Here is a 23,916-nt window from a genome sequence, read left to right on the forward strand (position 1 = left end):
TAAGTGCCTTTATTTTGTTATTATTGTACCTGCTTGTAAATTAAATGCTTCTTTTGCGTTATTTAAAGAAGCGATTATTGATGTTTTTCCTTTATTAGCAAATTTCATTGTTGCTTTTATTTTCGGTAACATACTACCAGGAGCAAAATGCCCTTCATTTACTAATTCCTCTAATCTAGACGTCTTAATTCCCTCTAGTTTTTCTTGATTATCTTTACCGAAATTAATGTAAACATTGTCTACTGCTGTAAGGATAACTAGGTAATCAGCATCAATTAGTTCAGCTAGTTTTTCTGAAGCATTATCTTTATCGATAACTGCTGCAATACCGGTTAAAATACCATTATGCTCAACAACGGGAATACCTCCACCACCTACTGTAATTACGATATGTCCATCATGTAGTAATGTTTTAACCATTTCTTTTTCTTTAACATCAATTGGTAGCGGTGAAGGAACAACTCTTCTATACCCTCTACCTGAATCTTCTATCATTGTATAACCCATTGATTTTTCTAATTGATCAGACTCTTCTTTTGTGTAGAATGAACCAATTGGTTTTCTTGGGTTTTGGAAAGCTTCATCATTCTCATCAACGATCACTTGAGTAACTAGTGATGCGATTGATTTAGTTATATTTTGTTTTGTTAGTTCATTTCCAATCGCATTTTGCATATGAAAGCCGATATAACCTTGGCTCATTGCTCCACACTCAGGGAATGGCATATTAGGTGTTGAGTTACTTTCGCTAAATGATAGATTAATCATTCCAACTTGTGGTCCATTCCCATGGGCCACAACAACTTCATGTCCTTCTTTGATTAAATCTACGATTGGATTAGCAACTTTTTTTAATAGTTCTTTTTGTTCTTCAGGGTTTTTACCTAATGCATTTCCGCCTAAACTAACAACATACCTACTCATATTTATCACTTAAAGTAGCTAACATAACTGCTTTAATTGTGTGCATTCTGTTTTCAGCTTCTTGGAATACAACTGATTGTTTACCTTCAACAACTTCATCAGTAACTTCCATTTCACCGTTTGCTACTTTAGGAAATTTTTCTCCAAAACTATTAGCAATGTCTCTACCTACATCTGTGTTTTTACCATGGAAAGCAGGTAAACAGTGCATAAATATAGCTGTATCTTTTGCGTTATTCATCATTTCAGCATCTACTTGGTATGGAGCTAATTGAGCTAAACGAGTGTTCCAAACTTCTTTTGGTTCTCCCATACTTACCCATACATCAGTGTATACTGCATCAGCATTAGTAGTACCTTCTACTTTATCTTCAGTAAATTTGATAGTACCTCCAGAAACTTTAGTAAGTTCTAAACACTCATCAATAAGTTCTTGATCAGGCCATAGTTCTTTTGGAGCTACTCCTGTAAAGTTTAATCCTAGTTTTGCACTACCAATCATTAAACTGTTACCCATGTTGTTTCTTGAATCTCCAACATATGTAAAGTTAATTCCTTTTAACTTGCCAAATACTTCTTTAATAGTTAAGAAATCAGCTAAGATTTGTGTTGGATGATAAACGTCTGTTAAACCATTCCATACAGGTACTCCTGCAAATTCTCCTAATGTTTCTACATGTTCTTGTTTATAACCACGGAATTCAATTCCATCATAGAATCTTCCTAAAACTCTTGCTGTATCTTTTACTGATTCTTTTTTGTTCATTTGGCTTCCGTTAGGTCCTAAGTATGTTACTCCCATACCTAAATCCATAGCTCCCACTTCAAATGCACAACGTGTTCTTGTTGAATCTTTTTGGAATAAAAGTACTACATTTTTATCAGATAATACTTTATGTGGAGTTCCTTCATATTTTTCTTTTTTTAACCTTGCAGATAGGTCGATTAAATAATTGATTTCCTCTGGTGTGAAATCTAATAGTGTAATAAAATTACGGCCTTTTAAGTTCATTTTTATTCTCCTCAATCAAATTTTTTCTCTAAATATCGGCATACTCATACAACGTGGTCCACCTCGACCTCGAGATAGTTCACTCGAAGGGATTTCTAATACCGTTATTCCTTCTTTACGCAATATTTCGTTTGTGACATGGTTTCGTTGATATACAATAACCACACCTGGAGCTATAGCTAATGTATTAGCACCATCATTCCATTGTTCACGTCCTGAAGTAATCATGTCATTACCACCAATATTAATCAATTTAATTGGACGTTTCAAATGTTTTTCTAATATATCTTCAAGCGTTGAAACAACTTTTGATACTTTGAATGTACCTTCACCATTTTTAACTACTTCAAAAACAGTTAATTCCTTCATTATTCCTGGATGAATTGTAAATGTTCCGTAATCCACTTGTGTGAACACAGTATCTAGATGCATAAATGCTCTAGTTTTAGGAATATTAAACGCAAGAATAGTTTTAAATGAGGTATTAGCTTCAAAAAGCTCTTTAGCTAATGCTTCAATTGCTCTAGGATCAGTTCTTTTACTAATTCCTATTGCTAGAGTGTCTTCACTTAAGACTAGCGTGTCTCCACCTTCAGATTTATATCTTGTAGAACGCTCTTTGTAATATGGGATAGATTCATTTTCGAATCTAGGGTGATACTTAAACATGTACTCACTTAATAAAGTTTCTCTTTGTCTAGCATCTGTCATCATGTTATTAATAGCAACACCATCACCAATAGAAGAGAATGGATCTCTTTGGAATAGAATATTAGGCATTGGGTCAGTGTAGAAAGGATACTCATCTTCTAACAAATCCATAATATGAGTAAGCTGTTCAATCTGAACTTCAAAAGTTCTAATTCCTTCAATCATTTTCTCAACTAATTCACTAGGACTTAGCTTCTTTAGATACTTATATAATGCTTTTTTCACAGTTCGAGATGGCACTCGAGACTCTTCAATGAATTGATTAATAAAGTTTGGAACAACTTCCGGGCGATTCAATAATGCCTCTACAACCATATCTTTAATATACAATACTTCTACATCGTTATCTGTTAACGTCTTTGCAAAAGCATCGTGCTCTTCTTGAGCAACTTTTAAATAGGGAATATCATCAAATAATAATCTCTCCAAAATGTCAGGTGTTAAGTTTTCTAATTCTTTTCCAGGTCTATGTAAAAGAACTGTTTTAAGTTTCCCGATTTCAGAATAAACATTTACTTTCATGGTATTCCTCCCTTCTACTTTATATATTTTCTAGGTACTCGTGAAGTGATCTGGCAAATAATTTCATAATTGATAGTATCGAGTCTCTTTGCAACCTCATCAATTGTAATTAAACCGCCAAATAATGTAACTTCATCAGTTTTCCTAATACTTTCATCTATTTTTATAAACATTTGATCCATACATATGTTTCCTATTATTGGATATCTTCTACCATTTATTTCTACATCTCCACCCTTATTCCGACGGATGAAACCATCAGCATAACCAATTGGTAAAATCCCAATAACTTCGCTTTGTGAAGCGACATAAGTTGCACCATATCCAACTTTATCTCCTGGTTCCAAATGTCTAATCTGAGAAATACTGGTTTTCAGTTTAAAGGTTGTTTTCAGGAAATTTACATTGGAGTCTAAAGTCAATCCATAGAGACTTATACCCAATCTAGCATGGGTTGTAAAGTCAATATCGTTTTCATATTTTATTAGAGAACTTGAGTTAGACATATGAACCATTCTGAAGGTATACTTCAGCATATCTAGTATATATTTAAACCTATTAAGTTGTATGTCGTAATATAACTTATCCACATCAGCTGTACTGAAGTGAGTATAGATTCCATCAAGTTCTACAAATTTATTCGACTTTAACAATTTGAAAGCCATTTTTATCTCTTTATCCGACTTAAACCCTAATCTGTTCATTCCAGTATCAATTTTAAGATGTATTTTTAAAATTTGACTCAAATTAGAGAGTTTTTCAATTTGATCGAAGTTACTAATAGTAATAGTCATGTCATTCTCACTTGCAATTATGAGCCCTTCATCATCAACAATTCCCATAATTAAAATCTCAATATCAGGAAATTTACTTCGTAATTTTAAGCCTTCTTCAAGTAAACTAACTGCGAATTGGTCAACACCTATAGATGCTAATAAATCTACTACTTCAATACATCCATGCCCATAGGCATTAGCCTTAACAACGGGTATTACTTTAATATTCCTAGCGGCATTCTGAATATAAGAATAATTCTTATAAATATTAGTTAGATTTACTTCTGCGTATGTCTTTCTATAAATTCTACTCATATGTCTTAACTACATATTTCGACGTCATTAAACTCAAAATAGAAGAGTAAGTCAACTTGAATAACATTGTATCTCCAACTTCATAAATACTACTAGCATTGGATAAATCTGCAATGATATGATCACTACTCGATCCAATGAGTTTGATAGTATCAAATGGTATCAATTCCAAATGATCCACATCTTGTTTTCCTATCGCTAGAATAGCTCTAAGTATATTTCCGTTATCTATAAATTGGGGTACTTTTCCAAAAGCATTCATACCTATTTGACCTATCGGAACAGAAGGTTTCTCTTTCACCTCGATGATATCTACCTCTAGCGTAAATACATCATCGTATGTTTTATCAATATAATCCCCATATGCTGTTTCACGCCCCAATACAAGGCTTTCTCCCAGTCTAAGGTTGTTAATTCCAAGAGGTATAGCTTCATTCATTAAAAGATCTATGGTAGATGAGTTTCCACCGCTTATAATATCCAATTCAATATCAAATTTACTCTCAATATTGTTCTTATATTCAACTAACTTATTTAGTAAACTATTTGTAGGAATAACACCACCATAGCAAGTAAGATTCACACCTATTCCTCTAATAGAAATATTACTTAAAGTAAGAGTATTTTTAACGAAATCATAAACCTCATTTTCATCAAATATACCCTCTCTTAAATCACCAAGGTCAATCATTATAATTATTCCATGCACTTTACCTACCTTAGAAGCTTCCTCATTCAATGCAGTAACTGTAGATAGCTCAGAATTAAGTGAAATATCGGAATATTTCACAACTTTTGATACCTCTCCAATCATCGGTAAACGTAGTAAAACCTTTGGAATATCACAATTAATAATCGCCAAATTTTGTATTCTAGAATCAGCTATGAAGTCAACTTTTTCTTCTATCATGATATTTACAAGATTGTGGTCAGCGCAAAATACTTTAGATACTGCCATCATTGAAATGCTTTTATCATGACAAATATCTAACAAAAACCTTAAGTTATGACGATACTTTTCTAAGTTAATTATTACTCTTGGGAACATAAAATCACTCGATTCTTAATGACTTTTTCAATAGTTTTAATGATTCCACAGGATACTTCAAAGACAAAACCCCTGCCGATGCCATAATATAATCATGATCACGAAATATTTCGACACTTTTCGCTGGAAGCATTTTAGTTTGATTATTTTTTATATAGTCTTGTACAATTTTTTCAGTTTCAGGTAAATTAATAAGAGCTCCACCAGTAAATATAATTTTTCCAATTTGTGATAAATCTTTACCTTCCGGAATAATTTTCTGCCCAGAACTTGTAAAGACTCTTTTTAAATCTCCGACGTGACGATCCAATGCAAGATGAGTGCATTTTTTAGTTAGTGCATAAACTAATTTTTTTTGCATATCACTCGTTGGAATGTACGAATAATTGTCAAGTAGTTCACTAAACTGCGTTTCCTCACAGTTAATCGCATCTAAAAGTTCTGATTTTTCTAACATTTTTACTACATTTTCATGATTAATAAAAACACCTAAATCCCCTTCAACAGTACGTTTCGAGAGAGGTTCACCCTCCAAATATTCCTTGTAATCATCACTCGGTATTGCAATTGAGTGTATATCAGTTGTAGCTCCGCCAACATCAATTGTCATCAAATTTCCTAAATTATCATATAAATTCATTGTTGATTCCATTACACTACCTGGGGTAGGCATAATTTTTTGATTCACTAAGTCAAAAATGTGGTCCATCCCCTTAGCATAAATTATATTCTCCTCAAAAGTTTTATATATTACCTTCCTTAAAGGTAGAATATTCAAGTAATCTACTCTAGGATACACGTTCTCAACTATTTTTAATCGATTTTCTTGTTTACGTTTAGTGAATAATTCGTTTATTTCATCGTGGATTTCGATATTCCCTGCATAAATAATGGGTATATCAAGGTCTAAATCTAGTATTTTATCAATGTTGTAAAGCGCAGTTTCACTTTCACCATAATCTGTACCACCAGCTATTAGAATGATATTAGGTTTTACTTCCATTATCTTCTTTAAGTGTTTTTCCCTAACTTTACCAGCAGTTACTAGGTGAATATTAGCTCCAGCATTTAACGCCGCTTCCTTGGATGCTCTTACTGTCATTTCATACACCAAACCATGAACTGACATTCTCAAACCTCCGGCAGCACTAGAAGTTGCAAACATTTCTGTATAGCTTAATTCAGCAATATTGAGATTTAATTTGAGGTCATTTATGGCTTCATTGAGACCTATAGTAACATCACTAGAAACAGTGGTATTGCTAACGCCACGCCCTAAGAATGTTGGATTTTCACAATGGATTTGAAAGGCATTCACAATAGTTGTAGTAGAGCCTATTTCAGCTACTAATACATCAATATTCAATATTACTTACTCATATTTCGAAATTTGTCTAAAACAAAACTAGCAATTTGAATACCTTTAGTACCTCTACCAAATCCTTGATCCATCTTATTTGTTCTTGCTATCTCAGGAGTAACTTGCGTACCACCTGCGATTAGTATCAATTTATCTCTAACACCCTTTTCAACGGCGTAGTTGTGTAGTTTAATCATACTTTTATAATGAATATCATCATGCGAAATTATTGTTGACATCATAATAACTTGAGAATTAGTTTCGATAGCTGCGTCTACAAATTTTTCAATAGGTACCGATGTACCCAGATATTCATATTTGATTCCGTATTTTTCAATACCACCATGCTTAATATCAAGTACTTCTCTAATACCAACGGAATGTTCATCATTACCTGCAGTACCAGCAACTACTCTGATAGGATTATCCTTAACATATTGTATAATCTCATCCTCTGAATGTACCTTTATTTCCTCAGGTAACACTAATTGGTCAACATTAATATCAAAATTAAATGTACCTTTAATCTGAATTCTTGTACCTTCACTAGGATGTAGTATTTCTTTATGAATTACTTCTACATCGCTCAAATTCATCTTTTTACCAGTCACAAGGGCTGCTGCCTCCGCAGTTCTGATGTGTGTTGGGAAGAATAAATCTACTGTTACAGTTCCATCCCCAAGCCATTGAACTTCAGGTTTTAACACTTTACCTGAGCGATATTTCTCAGTTACGTCCATTCTTAAATATACATTATCGGTGTCATCAAGTTCATCAATAAACTTAACCATCTCTGGTTTTTCAAAAGTACACCCTCCAATTAACATAGATGGATCATTTTTAGCTGATTTATCGTATTGCTCTACATTATTATAACCATAATGTGCTGTCACTGGTGCTAGGTAGTCAACATCTCGTTTAACAACAGTCCCTGCACCTACACCACCATTCAAATCACGACTAATTCCGTCGCCATTTCTCTCAGGATACTCTCCGCTATCAACAAACATTCCTGCTTCAACTGCATTGAAATATCCACCCATTTCAATAATTTCTTCCATCATTAGAATAGATCGTTCTTGAATCTCTCTTTTAGCATCTTGGAGATAACCTGTTTCCTTGAGGCTGACCATGCTTAGTAAATCATCCATTCCAACCATAGCTTGTTTAGCTGTATCTAATGCTTCTATGTTATAAATATGCCATGGAACGTTTCTACCTTCATCAGGAGTAATAGTTGATTGAATATCAGCACTTGTAAGTCTAGAAATTAGTAGGTTTAGTACATGTGTCACTGTAGCTTCTCTAGTTGAACTATCCATATACTTAGTATTCATTTGAGCTCTCATCTTATAATCACTTAAAAATTCTCTTAGAGCTACTGCATAAGGAAGATTCAATTTTAAATCTGGAGTTGGAGAAGCTGCAGGCGGTACCGTAGATAAGCAAATGTTCTCAGCTTTTATACCAATTCTCTCACTAAAGCGCGAATTGATTATATGTTGTACAAGAAGTTCCGGCATTACTTTCCAAGCGTCTCTTGCTGTAGCATTTGCGTTATGAGCCCCATCGATTTGAGCCATCGACGCGTATGCCATAACCTTTTTACTTTCAGCAGCATCAACAAAACTTCTTATTGCATTTATATTTCTATATAGGACATTATATTGGGGATCCTGATGTGCACCATTAACGCCTTCTTCAGTGAATAATACGGCAATTTCAGGTCCAGCTACACCGGATACATAACTATGATAGTTAATAGGTCTCCCTACTTCCTCCTCTATGATATCTAATGCTTTGCGCTGAGCTCTAAGTTGCTTACGAGTAACAGGTATTCCTCCAATCCCTTGAGGTGTTCCTTCGAGCAATCCATCAAAGTGAGATTGCCCAGCTGTTCTTATAACCATAATATGATCTGCCCCATGATAAGCGGCCATTCTCATACGTCTAATATCATCTTCAAAACGTCCTGATGCAATTTCTGTAGTAATTACAGCATCGGGTTGAGGATCTATGTTTCCGAGCCCTCTAGCACTAGGTAGAGGAACAAAGTTTTTCAAACCAGGACTTGCCTGTTCATAGGTAAACTGCCCTATTTTTTGAGGTGATATATCTCTCCATACCCATCCACGTTTTCTGGGTACATAGTTTTCTAAGTCTTTTAGTAATTCTCTTATATCTAACTTCTCATTTGGTTTTATATTATTCATGATTATCAAAGTACTCCATTAAGTAGTCGATTTCATCGCCATTTTGAATTAAAAGACCCGCTTCGTGGATATCAATATCATTATTTTTAGCCACCAAATATACACAGTGACCAGTACCTTTTCTTAATAAGTTTTTATCATTTAAAATATCAACAATACCTTTTGCCTCTAAGCTGTTAAATCCCATACGAAGAAGCACACTTCTTTCAATTGATTTAGAAGTGTTTTTATACGCTAAATCTAGCAAAGGATCAACAAGTTTGTCCGATAATTCTAAGAAGTAAGTTCTAAGTTCTTGATCAGACATCCCTTTAAGGTGTTGTCTTCTTACTTCGAAGTCATCATTTCTTTCTTTCATATTTACACCTACTTTAGTAATATTTCAACTTCAACACAAGTAATTCCTAACTCATCTGCTAGGAATTGATAGTCGTCAGTTGATAATTCATTATCTTTATATCGCTTTAAATAGGACTTTCTTAAGTTATCCATATCTAATTCAACATGTTTTATGTAACTACCATCTTTAGGTAAGATGATATTCTCTCCTGGTGTCTCATCATTAGGGTTCCCAAACATTACTTCAATCCCATTTCTTTTTGCAAAAGATAATTGTGGTTGAATATGTTTCCCTGCACCAGTATATTCTGTTTCCTGAACAACGATAATCTCTTCTTTGCTCATGGTTTGTGCTAAGCTAAATGCAGCCGCTAAACTAGTATTACCAGCTGGTCCTCTTTCCATACCTTCAAGTTGAGCTAGAGCCTCTGTCATAAAGAATACACTACCTTGATTTACCATTAAATATCGATCCATGTATCTCAAAGGTCTCGCAGCACTCCTAGGTACATCGCTTCGGTCTGGATACGTACTAAAAGGTATTCCAAATCCAGTATGTCCAGTAGTGAATGATTTTCTATTAAAATCTTTATCACTTGCCATATGTAATCCGTATAAATCTACAGACGCAGCAATAATCTTTGTATCTACCGCTCCGGCATCTTTAAGCCCTCTAGCGGTTCCAGTTAGATTACCTCCCCCAGCATTAGTAATAACTACTGCTTCTGGATACTTTCCTTCTAAATCATAAACTTCATTTGCTATTTCATGCCCTAGAGATTCTATTCCTTTGATTCCATAAGGTGAATATAACGAAGCATTAAAGTATCCTGTTTCGTCTAACAGTTTTAGAAATATATAAAACAGTTCCGGCCCTACAGAAAGTTGAACAACTTCTGCTCCATAAGCTTCACACTTTCGAGCTTTTTCAATTATCTCTGGTTGGCTATTATTTTCACTGTCAAAACACTCTTGAACAATGATACATTTTAAACCCTTTTTCGCTGCCAAAGCAGCTACTGCAGCACCATAATTTCCACTGGTTGCAGCTATCACACCTTTATAGCCTAACTCTTTTGCTGTATTGACAGCTAAAGCAGCACGTCTAGCCTTGAATGAACCGCTTAAATTAGCCGCTTCATCCTTCAAAAAAATTCTTGCACCTTTACCGCTTTGAGCGTATTTACGAGCATAGGCAGTTATGTTTTTGAGCTCCACAAGAGGAGTATTCCCTACCATATTTTCACTTTGAATCTTAATGATTTTCTCTAAGTTATAACCTTGATCATTCATCATTAATTCAAAATCAAATCCTATACCTTTTTGCTCGTATTTTTGATAGTCTATACCGACTGATTTCTTCATTATTTCATTTCTTCTATTCATGAATTCTGTATATTCTTTACTCATCAAATTCACCATCCATATCACTATGAATTATATCTCTAAGAACAAGGATTTCAGGAACAAAATCACCATATGAATGTTTATACGGTGGATTCGCCTCTTTCAATCTTCCTGTCTCGTATCTTCCTGTAATTGTTTTTATTGTTACTATATCAAAAAGATCTGCATCTTCCTGTAAGTATCCTTTAATCCACATTTTTAGTGGAACTTTCTTAGTATCTTCTGGTAAGTTCGGACTTCTTTCACCTGGTTTAAGAAGGGTTCTTCTTATCCGAACGTATGTCCCTTTATCAATCATCGTTCTTGTTTTCCTCTCTCACGGAGTTTACTCCCTCCATAGCTATATTACTTACAAATGAGATACTTAATGCAAAGAAAGTTAACCCATAAATACCTAGGAAACCTCCCCATCCCATTGCTATATTATATTCAGTTGAAGGATGCACATCCCCATATCCAATAGTTGATACTGTTACTACAGTCCAGTATAAAAAATCACCATACGTGTGAAGTTGTTGTACATTCTCTGAACAAGCAAACATTCCATCATTATAAAATGTATTGCAACTTGTTGTTCCAATATCTCTTACTGGAACAGCCCAGTCCATAAAACTTCCATCTTCACTTCTAAGACTTATTTGTAGCCCGTTACTATCGTAAATATTGCGAACTGGTTCGAATTCATCATTGTAAAATTCTGTGAGTAAGACTACTGGAGTTAATACATCATTATCATCATCCCAATATACATCAGTTAATGGTACAACAGGTGTTAATCCATCACCATCATCGTCCCAATATATTTGGGTAAGTTGCTCATTATCTTGATCTGTTAAATCAGTTATTATTTCTTGTTTATAATCAAAAGTGCTAAAAACAAATGAATTAGGCTCCCAGTTATAGATACTATACGCTACAACACTTGCATACAAAATAACATAAACATGGAATCCGAAGAATATTATAAATACAACTCTTGTAATTACCTTACTTTTTCTTCCTCTTAGATTTTGGAAGATATTAATCTCTCCAACAATCATATTAAGATTTACACCCAATAGCGCTATAAACCCTATTATGAGGACAAATATCATTATCTCAGCAAGATAAACAATATCAAGTAGCAAGAACACAACATATATTACTAAAATAACCGCACTTAAAGTTAGAATAAATCCATTTCTAGCATCAATACTTTTATCCAAAATACTAGGAATTATATTGAACAGATACTGCCACGAACACACTACAACTAAGAAGATAAGTAATGTTAGTCCTGCGTCAGTAATAATTTTAAGGATTTTATCTCCCTCCATAATAGAACCCATTATAGAGAAATACATTAAGAATCCTGCCAATAGTCCGTACAAAATCAATGTGAATAAAGATTTATATTTATTGAAAGTTGTTTGTGCTTTATTTTTTCCAACACTAAACATAATTTCCTTATTAATCTCTCTTCTAGACTGCTTAAACAATCTCTTAAAAGGCAAAAAGAAGAAATTAATAAATAGCTTATGAATATTAAACAGCATTAACACAAAGAGAATAAATACTGCAGCAAATGCAAAAATCCCACTCTGCAATAAATCACTATTATCGTAAACAATATTATTTATATAGAAGAATGCAATTGCGTAAATAGCTAACGCAAAAATCAAATAAAATGTTTTACCTAGTGGTTGTTTTTCTACTATTTCTTTATGATCAACAGCTTGTTCCAAAGCTTCTAAAGTAGTTAACTCTGATTTCTTTTTAACTCTTTTTTTTGGTTTGGGCTTTGTAACTTTCTTAGTAGTTTTGACTCCTCTAGAGCTCAAATTTGATGATTTCTTATCGTTTTTGACACTTTTAGAGGTAGTTTTACCAGAATTCACCGGTTTTGTATTTACCTTCTTAGGGCTAGTTGTACTAGGTTTCTTTTTAGTACTAGAAGGACTTTTTTTAGTAACAGGTTTCTTTGCTGTTGTAGTACTCTTTTTCACCACTGAAGTTTTCTTTGGTGATGAAGTCTTCTTTGCTGTAGGTACTTTTTTAGTCGTATTTGCTGTCGATTTCTTGGTTGTCTGTTTTTTTGTAGTTGGCTTCTTTATAGCCGGTTTCTTTTTAGTTGTTTTTTTAGTATCTTCTGCCATTTGCTTCACTCCTTAGATATTTATTAATCTTCGAGTAATTCGCGCATGTCTCCTAATATTGCTCTTGGTACTGGTAAATCAATCATAGTTTTTAACCCTGGTCTTGAATTCAAGACATGAGGAATCATATTAACACACATAGCAATAGTTCCTATACCTCCATCAATTTCTGGAGTAATAGCCATATGTATATTTGGAGTACCTTTGATATTAATATAGTCTCCAGTATTAGTTCCTTCCATTTCAGGTTCGATTTGTTGTGGATGTTTCATGTCAATAAAAACTTCTCCATCAATAAGTCCCTGCCCTGTCATATTAACACCTGCAACGTTACCTTTTAGCGCTTCACCATATTTACTTTTACGATCAAGAGAAGTAACGATAGGTTTCATTTGCTGTTCATATCCATCAAGTTTTTTACCTAGTGCATCAGCTATCATATAAATACTTTCAGCAAATCCAACATGTCCTGCTAAAGTGTCAGTTTCTACTCCATGATTAAATTCATCAACAGTAATCCCTACACCTTGTTCTTCCATAACTGCAGGTCCAAATGGACTTAGACTATTTACACGATTTGCTTCAATATGCTCTACATCTATCATTGTACCACTTAACGCAATAACAAGTAAATCCATAATGAATCCCGGATTAATTCCAGTTCCCAAAACAGTAACTCCATTTTCCTTAGCAATTATATTTAGTTTTTTAGCTAATTCTGGTTCCTGAGCTTTAGGATATGCCATTTCTTCAGCAGTACTTATACAGTTAATTCCTGCCTCTAAAATCATCTTCATCTTAGGAAAGGCTTTTCTAGTGTATGAATCAGTACAAAGTAGCACTAGATCACAACTCTCTTTATTTAGTAATTCATCAATATTATTTGAAACAAGAACATTTTTATGGTTGTTTTGTTTCTCTTCTAAAACATTAAAAATGCTATTTCCTACAAGGTCTGGATGCAAGTCACATACACCAGTTATTTCTACACCTTTTTTAGTTAATAACATATCCGCCATACCTTTACCCATGGCTCCAAATCCCCATATTACAATTTTAATATTTTTCATCATTTTCTCCTTTTAAAAATTATAGTATTATAACCACAATATATATTACCATAAAAACGCTTTCAATCAAATAGTTTTATACTTAAAAAAATAAACAAAACCTAGTGTTCACTTCAACTAACTAAAGCGCACTACTACGCTCTATTCATAAAGGCGTATCAAAAATTGACACGTAGAGTAATTATAACTATAATTGTATATATACTAGTAATTATTTAAGGGGTGTGTTTTGTAATGAAATCTTATGATGAGAATTTACAAATATTGAAGGACATCAAAAACGGAATTGGTAACAATTTACATGCATTAAACAATGATATCAAGGAAGCTAAGAATCAATTGGATAAGTTAGAGAACGATTATAATGAAGTCTCTAATATTTTGAGTCAAAATAGACCATATATATATGACTATTTAGGAGCAGCTATGACTACTTTTTCAAAAAGAGTATCTATTGTCTATTTAATAGTTGGATTTCTTTATTTTGATTTCACATCAATCATCCCGGCTTATATCTACCTTAGTTTTATGTTTCTATCATTTATAATATATTTTGTTTTAAGAGTATTGTATTTTAAAATACGAAAAAAGATAAAGATAAAATATCCAGATATAATCATCCCTACATTGTTAGGAACTTTGTTTACGATATCATTTTTGCTAATGCTCACAGAGCATTTAAGATTCAATAACGCTTTATATGTTGAATTCTTATATATGTATGTCTCAATTAGTTTTGCAATCTTTTACTTTTCCTTAATACTTGTATTTAAAAAAGCTCACAAAACTATGAAAAATGAGAAGACGAAATATGCTAAAAGCCGACTTTACCTAACAGAGCATTACAAGGACACTAAAGATATTAGGGGTTTTCTAAAAGATGAGTTGGAAAACAAGAGAGAAGAAATCCGCTATTTAGAAAGAACATTCAGAGATATTGTATATTCAGATGAAGTATTAGCCAAAATTACAACACAATACTGTTCAATTAGAATCTATGATATACTAAAACATTATTTAGTTACAAATTGTGCAAATAGCATAGATGAATGTATCGAGTTATTCATGAAAGAACCTTTAGGAATAAAGAGAAAATACAAAAGTAATATATAAAAAAGGAAAGCGGGGGGCGCTTTCCTTTTTTCTTTATCTAAAGCTATCAAGCTATAGAAAGTGTAAGATATATATTAGAGGTTTTTTAGTTATAGCAAACCTTAATACCTAATCAATAAATACTTCTTGCCCATAATAATATTCTCTTGATTCCCCAATCATCAATGTTTCTAAGATAGTTTCAGGATCATCAATTGTTGAAACCTTAATGAATTTACTTGAGATTGTATATAAATAGTCGTCAATGAATTTAGATTTATAAACATATATATCGTGATAATCAGCTTCACTATGTTCAACTCTACCTCGTTCACTAATTACACCATTTTCAATATCTAGATTCAACACCATTACACCTGTGTTATATGTCCAATGATAATCATTAGTTTCATTGCCCCATGAGTATTCTGTATATGGTAATGCAATTATTCCTTTACTTAACGATACAAGTAAGTCCTTGTGATTATATACTGTTGAAGTCCAAATATACCCATTATCACTATACGGATAAACAATTTCACTTGCTACTACAGCATGCGTCTTATCACTAACATCATATAAACTAATTTTTAAACCTTGCGTTCCACCTTCATTATCACCATAACCAATACCTAATATGTAATCTTCACCAATTGGTTGTAAGTAATCACTAAAACCAGGGATTTCGAGTTCACTTAGTTTTTCAGGATTTTCTGGATCACTTAAATCAATGACATAGAATGGATCTGTTCTTAAGAAAGTAACAACATATGCATAATCTCCAACAAATCTAGTTGATTGCACGGTTTCACCTTCTTTACCAATCCTTTCTAATGTAGATATAACATTTAAATCCATATCTAATACCATTAAACGATTATTGATTTCAGATGTGTTACCCCACCACCACCAATTACTAGTAGTAGTCACAATTCTGATATACTCACCATTTTCATCCATTGCGAATTGATCTAATGCAACTCCAGGAACACTGCCTTCAGCGCCAAAACTAACAGTACCATTTTCAATCTCTACTCTTACAATCGAAGTTTCAATTTCATATGGGTCTTCTTCAGTTTCTGCATTTTCGTCAGCTTCCAAAGCTGCTATGAAATCATTATTCCAATTCCATTTAGTACCAGTTAGATAGATATTTTCCGTTGAAACATATAAATTGTATCCACCTTCACCAAGAATAACTTCAGTCGATACTTCTTCAGTATCTAAATTAATACCATAGAAAGTTGTAAAGTTAGTTGGTTCTGTACCTTCAACATACATTACCTCACTATAAGATAATTTAATATTAGTTCCATTAATACTATAATTAGGGATGTATGTATCAATACTAAAATCAACATCCTCATTATTAACGTGATAGAACGGAATATATTCATTAGTAACAAAATATAAATCATCTTCTATTTTTCTACTTCCAACAAAGTATCCACTTAACTCATATTCATTTTTTAATTTAAAATCGTCTTTTGTATATTCCCATACATGAGTTGTATTGTGATAATCATAATATTGACAATATGTATAACGATTGGTTTCATCTAGGTTAGGTTCTTCATTATGACAAGTGTAACTATTTGAAGTACCTACAACGATAAATCTATCCTCATCAACATACATACCATTAAAGTAGAAATGTCCGTCCTCAGGGGTTAAGTCATCAAAAGTGATTTCCTTAACAACGTCTAACACTTCATATTCATCTTCAATTGTGTAAGCCAAAACTATTTGAATTTTGTCATAGTTAGAAATGTAAATATACTTACCATCAGTTAGGACATTATCCATTTCATCAACACCCTCAACTTGATTGTTGGTTTCAGAGTAATCATCACTACCTTTTGCGCTAGTAGTAGTAGCTCGCTCGGCGCTATCATTATTCATCCCTATGCTACCAAACAAAAATGTACTAAACCACCCGAAACGCGTATTCATTAATCCTTGTTTCTTATTAAAAGTTAAGAAAGCATTAACAATATCATCGCTCGATTCAAAATCACCTTCATTATTAAAATCTTCTACACAAATATCATCTTGCTTATGAAAACCAGTACTACATCCTTGATCATTCAGAGCACCATTACATCCAGCTAAAAATACAATACTTACAAAGAATAACATAATTTTTTTCATTTTATTTTTCCTCCATTTCAATAGTAATTCATCCATTGTTACTTCACAATTTTATGATACTATCGAAAAATTATTTTTGCACCTTATATAAATTACTTACAAAAATTTTTATGTGAAGTACAATAACGTCTAGAAAAATATACAATAATCTTTTATTTAGTGTATAATAATATTGCTAGTTGCGGTTGTGGCGGAATGGCAGACGCGCTACCTTGAGGGGGTAGTATCTTATGGATGTGTGGGTTCAAATCCCATCAACCGCACCATAAATACGAGGAGGTATCTATATGGATAACCCGAGAATTACCATTAAAAGAACTAAAGAAGAACTTAGAAGATACAATATTTTTTCAGCAATTGAAAGACGACCTTTAAGAAGAATCCTTCAATACCTTGGACCTCTCTTAGGATTAGTACAAGTAGGAATCTATATTTTTTGGGTACCAAACACACTAAATTTAGTCATAGGTGCGTTTTTAGCTTTGTACCCATTCGTTATCCGTTACTCGGTAATAAGAGCAAGTGACAAAAATTTTGATAGGAATAACCTTCAAGATTACGAAGTCTATGTTACTTTTAACGAGGACAACTTCATTTCCGAAACTGACGTTGTTTGTCAGAAGATAATGTATTCAGAAATATTCAAAGTATATAACCGTAAAGAGGATATAATTCTTTTCCTAAATAGATATAGTGGATTATATATATCAAAAAGCGCTTATGACGAGCACATAGTAACTAGAATTATTGAATTAATCCAACAATCTATCCCTGAAAAATTTTAAAAAGAAGCTCAAATGTAGAGTGAACCCCATTTAGTGGACACTTTAAAAAAAGAAGATAAACACCTTTGTACTATAATAATAGTATGGAGGTGTTTTTTGTATGGCAAAGAAAGGACAAAAGTTTAAGAAGTATGATATCAAATTAAGACTACAAATAGTAAATGAGAAGATTAACGAAGGAAAGAGTTATGCGTTTTTAGAAAAACAGTATGGAGTAAAGTGGAGAACAATAGCAACATGGGTGAGAATTTTCAAAAGAGATGGGTCTTTAGACGTACAGAAGAAAGGCAGACCTGTACAAGATGAAGAGGTAAATTACAAAGAGAAATATGAAATCTTAAAGAAGTTCCAGGAATTCTTAGAGGAGGTAGATCGCGAGAAAAAATAGCTTTTATCGAGAAATACCGAAATCAGTATAAAATTAAATTGATGTGTGAAGTTCTAGAAATAAGCACATCAACATATTACAAATACAGGAAGACAAAGGATCCGGATTACGATGATTACATAATGATTAAAGAAATCTTTGATGAGAACAAGAAAACATATGGATACAGAAGAATATACGCTGTATTAACAGACGAGTATGGACTAGTAATAAACCACAAAAAAGTAGCAAGGATTATGAAAAAGTACAGTGTGGTAGCGGAGTATATTAAAAAGCAAAAAAGGAATTACGTGAATCAATATACGGAAGAGGAAGCAAGTATTGATTTATTAAAACGAAACTTTAATCAAAGAGGATGGGTTACAGATATTACGTATTTACATCTAATTAAGAACGGTAAGAAAGCATACTTAAGTACAATAATAGATTTAGAAACAAGAGATGTGGTAGCCTATCAAATCAGTAAAAGTAATGATAAAAAGCTAGTTATGGATACGTTGAACAAAGCAATAACCAAAACAAAAGATCTGAATGGACTCATCCTCCATTCAGATCAAGGCTTTCAGTATCTTACAACTGAATTTAAAATAATCTGTGCATCAAACGGTATTGTCACTTCCATGAGTAGGAAAGGCACTCCTCTTGATAACGCAGTTATAGAGAGTTTTCATTCAATACTGAAGAAAGAAACTCTATATAATAATACTATCACAACACTAGATGAATATATACAATTAGTACATGAATGGATACATTTCTACAACACTAAACGTCGTAGGTTAAATAAAAAGTAGACCTCTTTTTTTAAAGTGTCTACTTTTTTGGGTTCATTTCAAATGAGCTTCTTTTTTTTTATAAATCATGCTTTTTCATTATGTCAGAAGGTGTTTTTCTTAGTAAGAAGTTAATTGGGATAAGCCCAAAGACTATATTAACAACATAAAGTCCTACTAATCCAATCCCTACTGATAGGAATGTAAATTTAAAGAGATTCACATAACCTCCACTTGCAGCTTCTGCTTGAGCTAATATTAAACACATCAATATATACCCAAGGATTGTACTAAGTGTTGTAACAAGCATTATCTCAACAAAGAACATCTTTCTTATTTCCCATTTAGACGCTCCTAAACTACGATAAACACTAACTTCATATACCCTTGAGAGCAAACTGCTCCTCATGATAAAGAATATTGATAATGAACTTACGACAATAGCCGTAATACTTAAGAATAAAATATTTGCTCTATCTTGAAGTTTAATCTCCATATTTATCTCATCTAATTCTAAGTATATATTGGTCGCATCATATCCTAATCCATTAAGTGTTAACATTGTGTTCTCAACATCATTAGAATAGACAAATACATCTAATGTAGAACCATAACGATATTTTGATATATAGTATTCCTGTTTAATCAACTCATCAGTGGTTACAACTGCGTTGCTTAAATTATATTCAACACCATCCACAATGTAGTCGTAGATACCACTAATCTCATATTCTCCAGTTGCTATACCGATTTTTGAAGGTACATCTCCATCAGCTAAGAATTGGCTATGAGAGTTTATCATAATATAACTACTATATTCAGGGAGTACTCCTTCGTTTATTACAAATCCATCGCCAAGAATTTCATAATCGATTAAATTCGTAGTTACTATGGTATAGATTAATTGTTCTTCCATCCAAATAGTTTTCGAGTTATCTTCTGCTATTCCTGTAATAGGGAACAATAACTTACTAGTTCCTTCGTAATTATAATCTGAACCGCTTGTCTGAATTTTAAAGTTACAGTTTAATATATCATCATATGTCTCGATACCACGTTCACTGTTTTTTCTAATTAATTCATCCGCAATTGATTTATCAATTACAATTCCAAATTCACCCTCATCAGGAACACGTCCTTTAATTAAAGTTGATTCGTCTAATAACTCTAAAATAACAGGTACTGCTTCAAAAGTTATTCCATTTGAAACTTCATAATACTTATTTGATTCGATGCGGAATTTCTCTTCTTTAGTAATGAACATAACATGTTCAACACCTTCTAAATCTTCTAAAGCAATTAAATCTTCATATGAAGCATTTCCAGTCTCTAGTAAGATATAGTTTCTACTAGCTTGAGCATAGGTTTCTTCAAAGTTAAATGCTTCACCGAGTAGTCCAACACTAAGACTAGTAATGACTCCAACAAGAGCTAAAACTAGATATAACATTTTTCCACCATAGTTTAAAACATCAATTTTTCTCAGAGCGTACATCAGTGAATCTTTAATGGTTATTGTGCTCTTAATTTTTTTATCCCCTTCTCGTTTGATAGGGTCTAACACGAATTTCTTTTGCTCTTTCAGATTAAAATCTTTTCTAGATTCATCTAATAACTCTATTTCACTATCTTTGTCTATATAAATTATGTTTCTTGCTTTCTTTGCATCTATTCTGACATATAGAGTGTCGTTTCTTTCAATCAAATCAATATCTAATTTATCAGGTTTTTCTAATACTTCCTCAACATAGTGAGTAAGTTTAACGTTATCATTTTTTATAACTTTCTCTTCATAATCCTTAAGATAAATTATCTGTTCCTGTGATAACAATAAGTCTTGAGTTTGATCATTTAAAAAGTCTTTAATAATCGCACCATTTTCTATCTCAATGATTCTATCAGCATAATAATGAGCTAATGCTTGCTCATGTGTAACCATAATTACTAGCTTTGTTTTAGAAATTGATTTCAGGATATGCATTAATTCAATTGTTGTTTTACTGTCAACATTCCCTGTTGGTTCATCAGCTAGAATGATTTCTGGATTTTTTGATAATGCTCTAGCAAATGCTACACGTTGTTGTTGTCCTCCACTAAGTTGTTTACTTAGTCGATCACCATAATTTTCCAACCCAACAGCTTTTAACAGATAATTAACTCGTTTAGCTATCTCTTCATCATCCTTAACACCAAACATCTTCAAAGACATTTCGATATTTTCATATACTGTGATGTTTTTTAATAAGTGATAATTTTGATAAATATATCCAATTTTTTCTTTTCTAAGTTTATCCCATGTACTGCTTTTATATTTAGTAAATACTTCGCCATTAAATTCTAGAATACCTGAATCAAATTTATCCATACCACTTAGAACATTTAGAAGTGTCGTTTTCCCACTCCCACTAGTACCAAGTAATACTACAAGTCCATTATCCGCAAATTCTAAATTTATATCCCTGGCAACATGGTTTTGATTCACTTTGCCTTTATTAAAGTATTTATTCAAATTTTTCAATCGGATCATGATTCTACCCCCTTCAATGAGGAAATGACACTTACGTTAAATATACGTGTTGAGAAGTTTCTTATCATTAATCCTAATATAAGGAATATACCTCCGAAGATTACAGTGTAATCTACCCAAGAGAAGAATCTTAGTATATTGGGAATCGGTGTTTTAAACTGTTCTAAAAGAACTAATAGTCCAATAACGATGATTGATGTGAAAATCGTCAAAATTACTGTCTCAAGGTAAATCATTGTTTGAATGATTCTTTTAGAGGTACCTAGTGAACGATATATTAGATAATCTTTTTGTTTACTCATAACTATATTTCTAAGTACAAAGTAACCAACAAAGAAAATCATTGCTACCATAACAAGTATTAAAAACATTACTCTAACATTATTAATTACAATTGCTAAATAATCCTCTTCTTCTATTATGCGACTAGGATAATAGGCTTTATAGCCCATTTCTCTAAGTTCTTCAACTACAACTTTTCCATTAAATCCGTCATAAACAACAGCAGTGATTTGGTAATTAGTTTCACCAAAATGCTTATTGAATGTCGCCGTATTCATATATAAAGAGTAGGCCAAAGGATTTGCTTGGTTTTCAGTTAAAATTGTGATATCTGTAAATAAATCAGTACTTTCAAATGTAGTAATTGATCTGAACCTAAAATCATGTGAATCAATAAAGTCACTAGCATCACAAAGCCCAGCATCCATATCATCTGATAATTCTTTTTTATATCCAAAATCACGACAAATATCAAAAAACATCATATTAAAAGATAAAATAACATCATCTTCTAGACTGTCATCAATCATTAAATTGTTTACAATTGTAAAAGTGTCCGTTCTACTTTCTTCTGAACCATCAGTTATCCATCTTTCTTCGGGAGTAAAATATAGAGTAGTCCCAGTTACTTCTAAAGATATTTGAGAATGTTCAAAGACACTATACGGACTTATCTCTTCTAATCCTTCTGTAGTAAAATAGACAGAATGCAATGGGTTATCATAGCTTAGTCTTTCTTCTGTTAACCCAACAATTTTAACCATAAATTGTGAAGTATCAACTCCGTCATGTTCCATTAATCTATATGAATCAGAAAATCCTATCCAATCTCCAACCTCATAGACACCATTAGCTCCTATAACAACTTCGTTGGCTTTAACAGGCAATTCTCCTTCTAAGACATCTAACTTATTCAATGAAGAAGAAGGTAATATTTTATAATAAAAGAAATCATCGCTTCCATATGCCGGATTATAAATGGTTGTCAGCAATATCGTATCTAACACAACATCATTAGAAACAATGTCCCGAACATCATTAATTTCAAGAATTTCATTTAACTCGTCATCTGTAAACTGTGTATTATCATATTTTGAAACAATCAATCTACTTTGATCTGTATTCTCAAAATATCTAGTACTATCAGTATAGGGTTTGTTCAATTCAATTATTCCATTACCATACGAGTATAAAGTAAAAATAATTAAAAACGACAAAACAAGCATTGTAAACATCGACTTTTTAGGAACACTAAATACATTCCTATTAGAAATTCCAATCATATCAATGAATCTAGTATAATATGATTTACTAGGAATATCATCAGTAGTAGTAATTGCATCATGATAAATATCATCTTCGATTACTTCTCCGTCATAAAGTCTGATTTTACGAGTTGCATATTGTTTTATCGCATCAAAATCGTGTGTAACAACAATAACTAATTTATCTTTAGAAATCTCATGAAGTAAATCAAGAACTTGTTTACTAGAAGCGACATCTAAGTTTCCTGTTGGCTCATCACATACTAAAACTTGACAATCTTTTGCCAAAGTTCTTGCGATTACCATTCTTTGTTTCTCTCCACCAGAAAGTTTAATTGCTCTTTGGTTTTTCAATTTTGTAAGTCCTACTTTATCAATCAACTCTAGAGCTTTTCTCTGCCTTTCTTCTTTTGCATAACCTTGAACAGTTAATGCCATTTCAACATTTTGATATACTGTATAGCTATCAATAATATTGTAATCTTGAAATACAAAACCGATATAATCTCTTCGGTAATTCTCTAGTTCATCAACTGAATAGTGAGAAATATCTTTTTCATTAATAAAAACTTTCCCATCTTCATAGGTATCTAAACCACTTAAAATATTAAGTAAAGTTGACTTACCACTACCACTTTCTCCTGTGATAGCTACAAATTCACCTATCTTGAACTCTAAATTTATTTTGCGTAGCGCTAGTACGATGTTATACCCCGAGTAGTAATACTTACTAACATTTTCCAGACGCAGCATCCAATCACCACCTTATTTATGTATTAATTATACTACTTTACAATTAGTGTATAAATGAATAATAATTA

Annotated in this window: 19 protein-coding genes and 1 tRNA gene; 5 read left to right on the forward strand and 15 right to left on the reverse strand. The window is 32.5% G+C overall.

The window, feature by feature from the left end; all coding sequences use genetic code 11:
* Positions 1 to 9: 9 nt before the first annotated feature.
* The 12 genes from arcC to ord are packed head-to-tail and all read right to left on the reverse strand — an operon-like array spanning position 10 to position 13,832.
* A complete protein-coding gene (gene arcC, locus KQ51_RS01190) occupies positions 10 to 924 on the reverse strand; it encodes a carbamate kinase (RefSeq protein ID WP_038467954.1) in 915 nt (304 codons plus the stop codon).
* The gene (gene argF / locus KQ51_RS01195) at positions 917 to 1,942 is read right to left on the reverse strand and encodes an ornithine carbamoyltransferase (protein WP_038471485.1); all 1,026 of its coding nucleotides are present in this window, start codon (positions 1,940 to 1,942) and stop codon (positions 917 to 919) included. Before argF ends, arcC begins: the two co-directional genes overlap by 8 nt.
* A 9-nt stretch (positions 1,943 to 1,951) precedes the next feature.
* Positions 1,952 to 3,169 (reverse strand): arginine deiminase, encoded by a 1,218-nt coding sequence (arcA, locus tag KQ51_RS01200; RefSeq protein WP_038467957.1) that lies wholly within the window; start codon positions 3,167 to 3,169, stop codon positions 1,952 to 1,954.
* Positions 3,170 to 3,183: 14 nt separating this feature from the next.
* Positions 3,184 to 4,260, reverse strand: a complete 1,077-nt coding sequence (gene alr / locus KQ51_RS01205) for an alanine racemase (protein ID WP_038467960.1) — start codon at positions 4,258 to 4,260, stop codon at positions 3,184 to 3,186.
* Positions 4,253 to 5,308: an ornithine racemase Orr gene (orr, locus tag KQ51_RS01210; protein ID WP_038467963.1), complete on the reverse strand. Its 1,056-nt coding sequence runs from the start codon at positions 5,306 to 5,308 to the stop codon at positions 4,253 to 4,255. Before orr ends, alr begins: the two co-directional genes overlap by 8 nt.
* Positions 5,309 to 5,312: 4 nt before the next feature.
* Positions 5,313 to 6,674, reverse strand: a complete 1,362-nt coding sequence (locus tag KQ51_RS01215; RefSeq protein WP_038467965.1) for a glutamate mutase L — start codon at positions 6,672 to 6,674, stop codon at positions 5,313 to 5,315.
* A 2-nt stretch (positions 6,675 to 6,676) separates the two neighbouring features.
* Entirely contained in the window at positions 6,677 to 8,881 is a 2,205-nt protein-coding gene (gene oraE, locus KQ51_RS01220; protein WP_038467968.1) for a D-ornithine 4,5-aminomutase subunit OraE, read from the reverse strand.
* Complete coding sequence (locus tag KQ51_RS01225; protein WP_038467971.1) at positions 8,874 to 9,239, reverse strand: ornithine aminomutase subunit alpha; 366 nt, start codon at positions 9,237 to 9,239, stop codon at positions 8,874 to 8,876. Before KQ51_RS01225 ends, oraE begins: the two co-directional genes overlap by 8 nt.
* Before the next feature lie 8 nt (positions 9,240 to 9,247).
* Complete coding sequence (gene ortB, locus KQ51_RS01230; RefSeq protein ID WP_038467973.1) at positions 9,248 to 10,630, reverse strand: 2-amino-4-oxopentanoate thiolase subunit OrtB; 1,383 nt, start codon at positions 10,628 to 10,630, stop codon at positions 9,248 to 9,250.
* Complete coding sequence (gene ortA / locus KQ51_RS01235) at positions 10,623 to 10,925, reverse strand: 2-amino-4-oxopentanoate thiolase subunit OrtA (protein ID WP_038467975.1); 303 nt, start codon at positions 10,923 to 10,925, stop codon at positions 10,623 to 10,625. The genes ortB and ortA overlap by 8 nt, the downstream gene beginning before the upstream one ends.
* Complete coding sequence (locus KQ51_RS01240; RefSeq protein WP_038467977.1) at positions 10,918 to 12,762, reverse strand: potassium channel family protein; 1,845 nt, start codon at positions 12,760 to 12,762, stop codon at positions 10,918 to 10,920. Before KQ51_RS01240 ends, ortA begins: the two co-directional genes overlap by 8 nt.
* Before the next feature lie 23 nt (positions 12,763 to 12,785).
* Positions 12,786 to 13,832 carry a 2,4-diaminopentanoate dehydrogenase gene (gene ord / locus KQ51_RS01245; protein ID WP_038467980.1) on the reverse strand — a complete coding sequence of 349 codons (1,047 nt, stop codon included), beginning with the start codon at positions 13,830 to 13,832 and terminating at the stop codon, positions 12,786 to 12,788.
* A 234-nt stretch (positions 13,833 to 14,066) separates the two neighbouring features.
* Here ord and KQ51_RS01250 point away from each other — a divergent pair, with 234 nt between their 5' ends.
* Positions 14,067 to 14,945, forward strand: a complete 879-nt coding sequence (locus KQ51_RS01250; protein WP_038467981.1) for a hypothetical protein — start codon at positions 14,067 to 14,069, stop codon at positions 14,943 to 14,945.
* A 108-nt stretch (positions 14,946 to 15,053) separates the two neighbouring features.
* Here the strand turns inward: KQ51_RS01250 and KQ51_RS01255 are convergent, their stop codons facing one another.
* A complete protein-coding gene (locus KQ51_RS01255; protein WP_038467984.1) occupies positions 15,054 to 17,075 on the reverse strand; it encodes a beta-propeller domain-containing protein in 2,022 nt (673 codons plus the stop codon).
* 181 nt (positions 17,076 to 17,256) lie between these two features.
* Between KQ51_RS01255 and KQ51_RS01260 the strand changes: the two genes are divergently transcribed.
* The 4 genes from KQ51_RS01260 to KQ51_RS01275 all read left to right on the forward strand — a co-directional run bounded on the left by KQ51_RS01260 (position 17,257) and on the right by KQ51_RS01275 (position 19,042).
* Positions 17,257 to 17,341, forward strand: a tRNA-Leu gene (locus tag KQ51_RS01260).
* 21 nt (positions 17,342 to 17,362) lie between these two features.
* A complete protein-coding gene (locus tag KQ51_RS01265) occupies positions 17,363 to 17,860 on the forward strand; it encodes a YcxB family protein (RefSeq protein ID WP_038467986.1) in 498 nt (165 codons plus the stop codon).
* A gap of 100 nt (positions 17,861 to 17,960) precedes the next feature.
* A complete protein-coding gene (locus tag KQ51_RS01270; RefSeq protein ID WP_038467988.1) occupies positions 17,961 to 18,248 on the forward strand; it encodes a helix-turn-helix domain-containing protein in 288 nt (95 codons plus the stop codon).
* A 5-nt stretch (positions 18,249 to 18,253) separates the two neighbouring features.
* Positions 18,254 to 19,042, forward strand: coding sequence for an IS3 family transposase (locus tag KQ51_RS01275; RefSeq protein ID WP_232958019.1), 789 nt, complete (start codon positions 18,254 to 18,256; stop codon positions 19,040 to 19,042).
* A gap of 58 nt (positions 19,043 to 19,100) precedes the next feature.
* On the opposite strand, the gene KQ51_RS01280 is transcribed toward KQ51_RS01275, so the two are convergent.
* Together KQ51_RS01280 and KQ51_RS01285 are read right to left on the reverse strand one after the other, a co-directional pair.
* Positions 19,101 to 21,548, reverse strand: coding sequence for an ABC transporter ATP-binding protein/permease (locus KQ51_RS01280; RefSeq protein WP_038467994.1), 2,448 nt, complete (start codon positions 21,546 to 21,548; stop codon positions 19,101 to 19,103).
* Entirely contained in the window at positions 21,545 to 23,848 is a 2,304-nt protein-coding gene (locus KQ51_RS01285; protein ID WP_038467996.1) for an ABC transporter ATP-binding protein/permease, read from the reverse strand. The genes KQ51_RS01280 and KQ51_RS01285 overlap by 4 nt, the downstream gene beginning before the upstream one ends.
* Positions 23,849 to 23,916 lie beyond the last annotated feature (68 nt).

The organism is Candidatus Izimaplasma bacterium HR1, assembly GCA_000755705.1.
GTDB lineage: Bacteria > Bacillota_I > Bacilli_A > Izemoplasmatales > Izemoplasmataceae > Xianfuyuplasma.

Coding starts and splice junctions, on each gene's coding strand:
- arcC (WP_038467954.1), bottom strand. CDS start 924: ATGAGTAGGTATGTTGTTAGTTTAGGCGGAAATGCATTAGGTAAAAAC.
- arcA (WP_038467957.1), bottom strand. CDS start 3,169: ATGAAAGTAAATGTTTATTCTGAAATCGGGAAACTTAAAACAGTTCTT.
- alr (WP_038467960.1), bottom strand. CDS start 4,260: ATGAGTAGAATTTATAGAAAGACATACGCAGAAGTAAATCTAACTAAT.
- orr (WP_038467963.1), bottom strand. CDS start 5,308: ATGTTCCCAAGAGTAATAATTAACTTAGAAAAGTATCGTCATAACTTA.
- oraE (WP_038467968.1), bottom strand. CDS start 8,881: ATGAATAATATAAAACCAAATGAGAAGTTAGATATAAGAGAATTACTA.
- KQ51_RS01225 (WP_038467971.1), bottom strand. CDS start 9,239: ATGAAAGAAAGAAATGATGACTTCGAAGTAAGAAGACAACACCTTAAA.
- ortB (WP_038467973.1), bottom strand. CDS start 10,630: ATGAGTAAAGAATATACAGAATTCATGAATAGAAGAAATGAAATAATG.
- ortA (WP_038467975.1), bottom strand. CDS start 10,925: ATGATTGATAAAGGGACATACGTTCGGATAAGAAGAACCCTTCTTAAA.
- KQ51_RS01240 (WP_038467977.1), bottom strand. CDS start 12,762: ATGGCAGAAGATACTAAAAAAACAACTAAAAAGAAACCGGCTATAAAG.
- ord (WP_038467980.1), bottom strand. CDS start 13,832: ATGAAAAATATTAAAATTGTAATATGGGGATTTGGAGCCATGGGTAAA.
- KQ51_RS01250 (WP_038467981.1), top strand. CDS start 14,067: ATGAAATCTTATGATGAGAATTTACAAATATTGAAGGACATCAAAAAC.
- KQ51_RS01255 (WP_038467984.1), bottom strand. CDS start 17,075: ATGAAAAAAATTATGTTATTCTTTGTAAGTATTGTATTTTTAGCTGGA.
- KQ51_RS01265 (WP_038467986.1), top strand. CDS start 17,363: ATGGATAACCCGAGAATTACCATTAAAAGAACTAAAGAAGAACTTAGA.
- KQ51_RS01270 (WP_038467988.1), top strand. CDS start 17,961: ATGGCAAAGAAAGGACAAAAGTTTAAGAAGTATGATATCAAATTAAGA.
- KQ51_RS01280 (WP_038467994.1), bottom strand. CDS start 21,548: ATGATCCGATTGAAAAATTTGAATAAATACTTTAATAAAGGCAAAGTG.
- KQ51_RS01285 (WP_038467996.1), bottom strand. CDS start 23,848: ATGCTGCGTCTGGAAAATGTTAGTAAGTATTACTACTCGGGGTATAAC.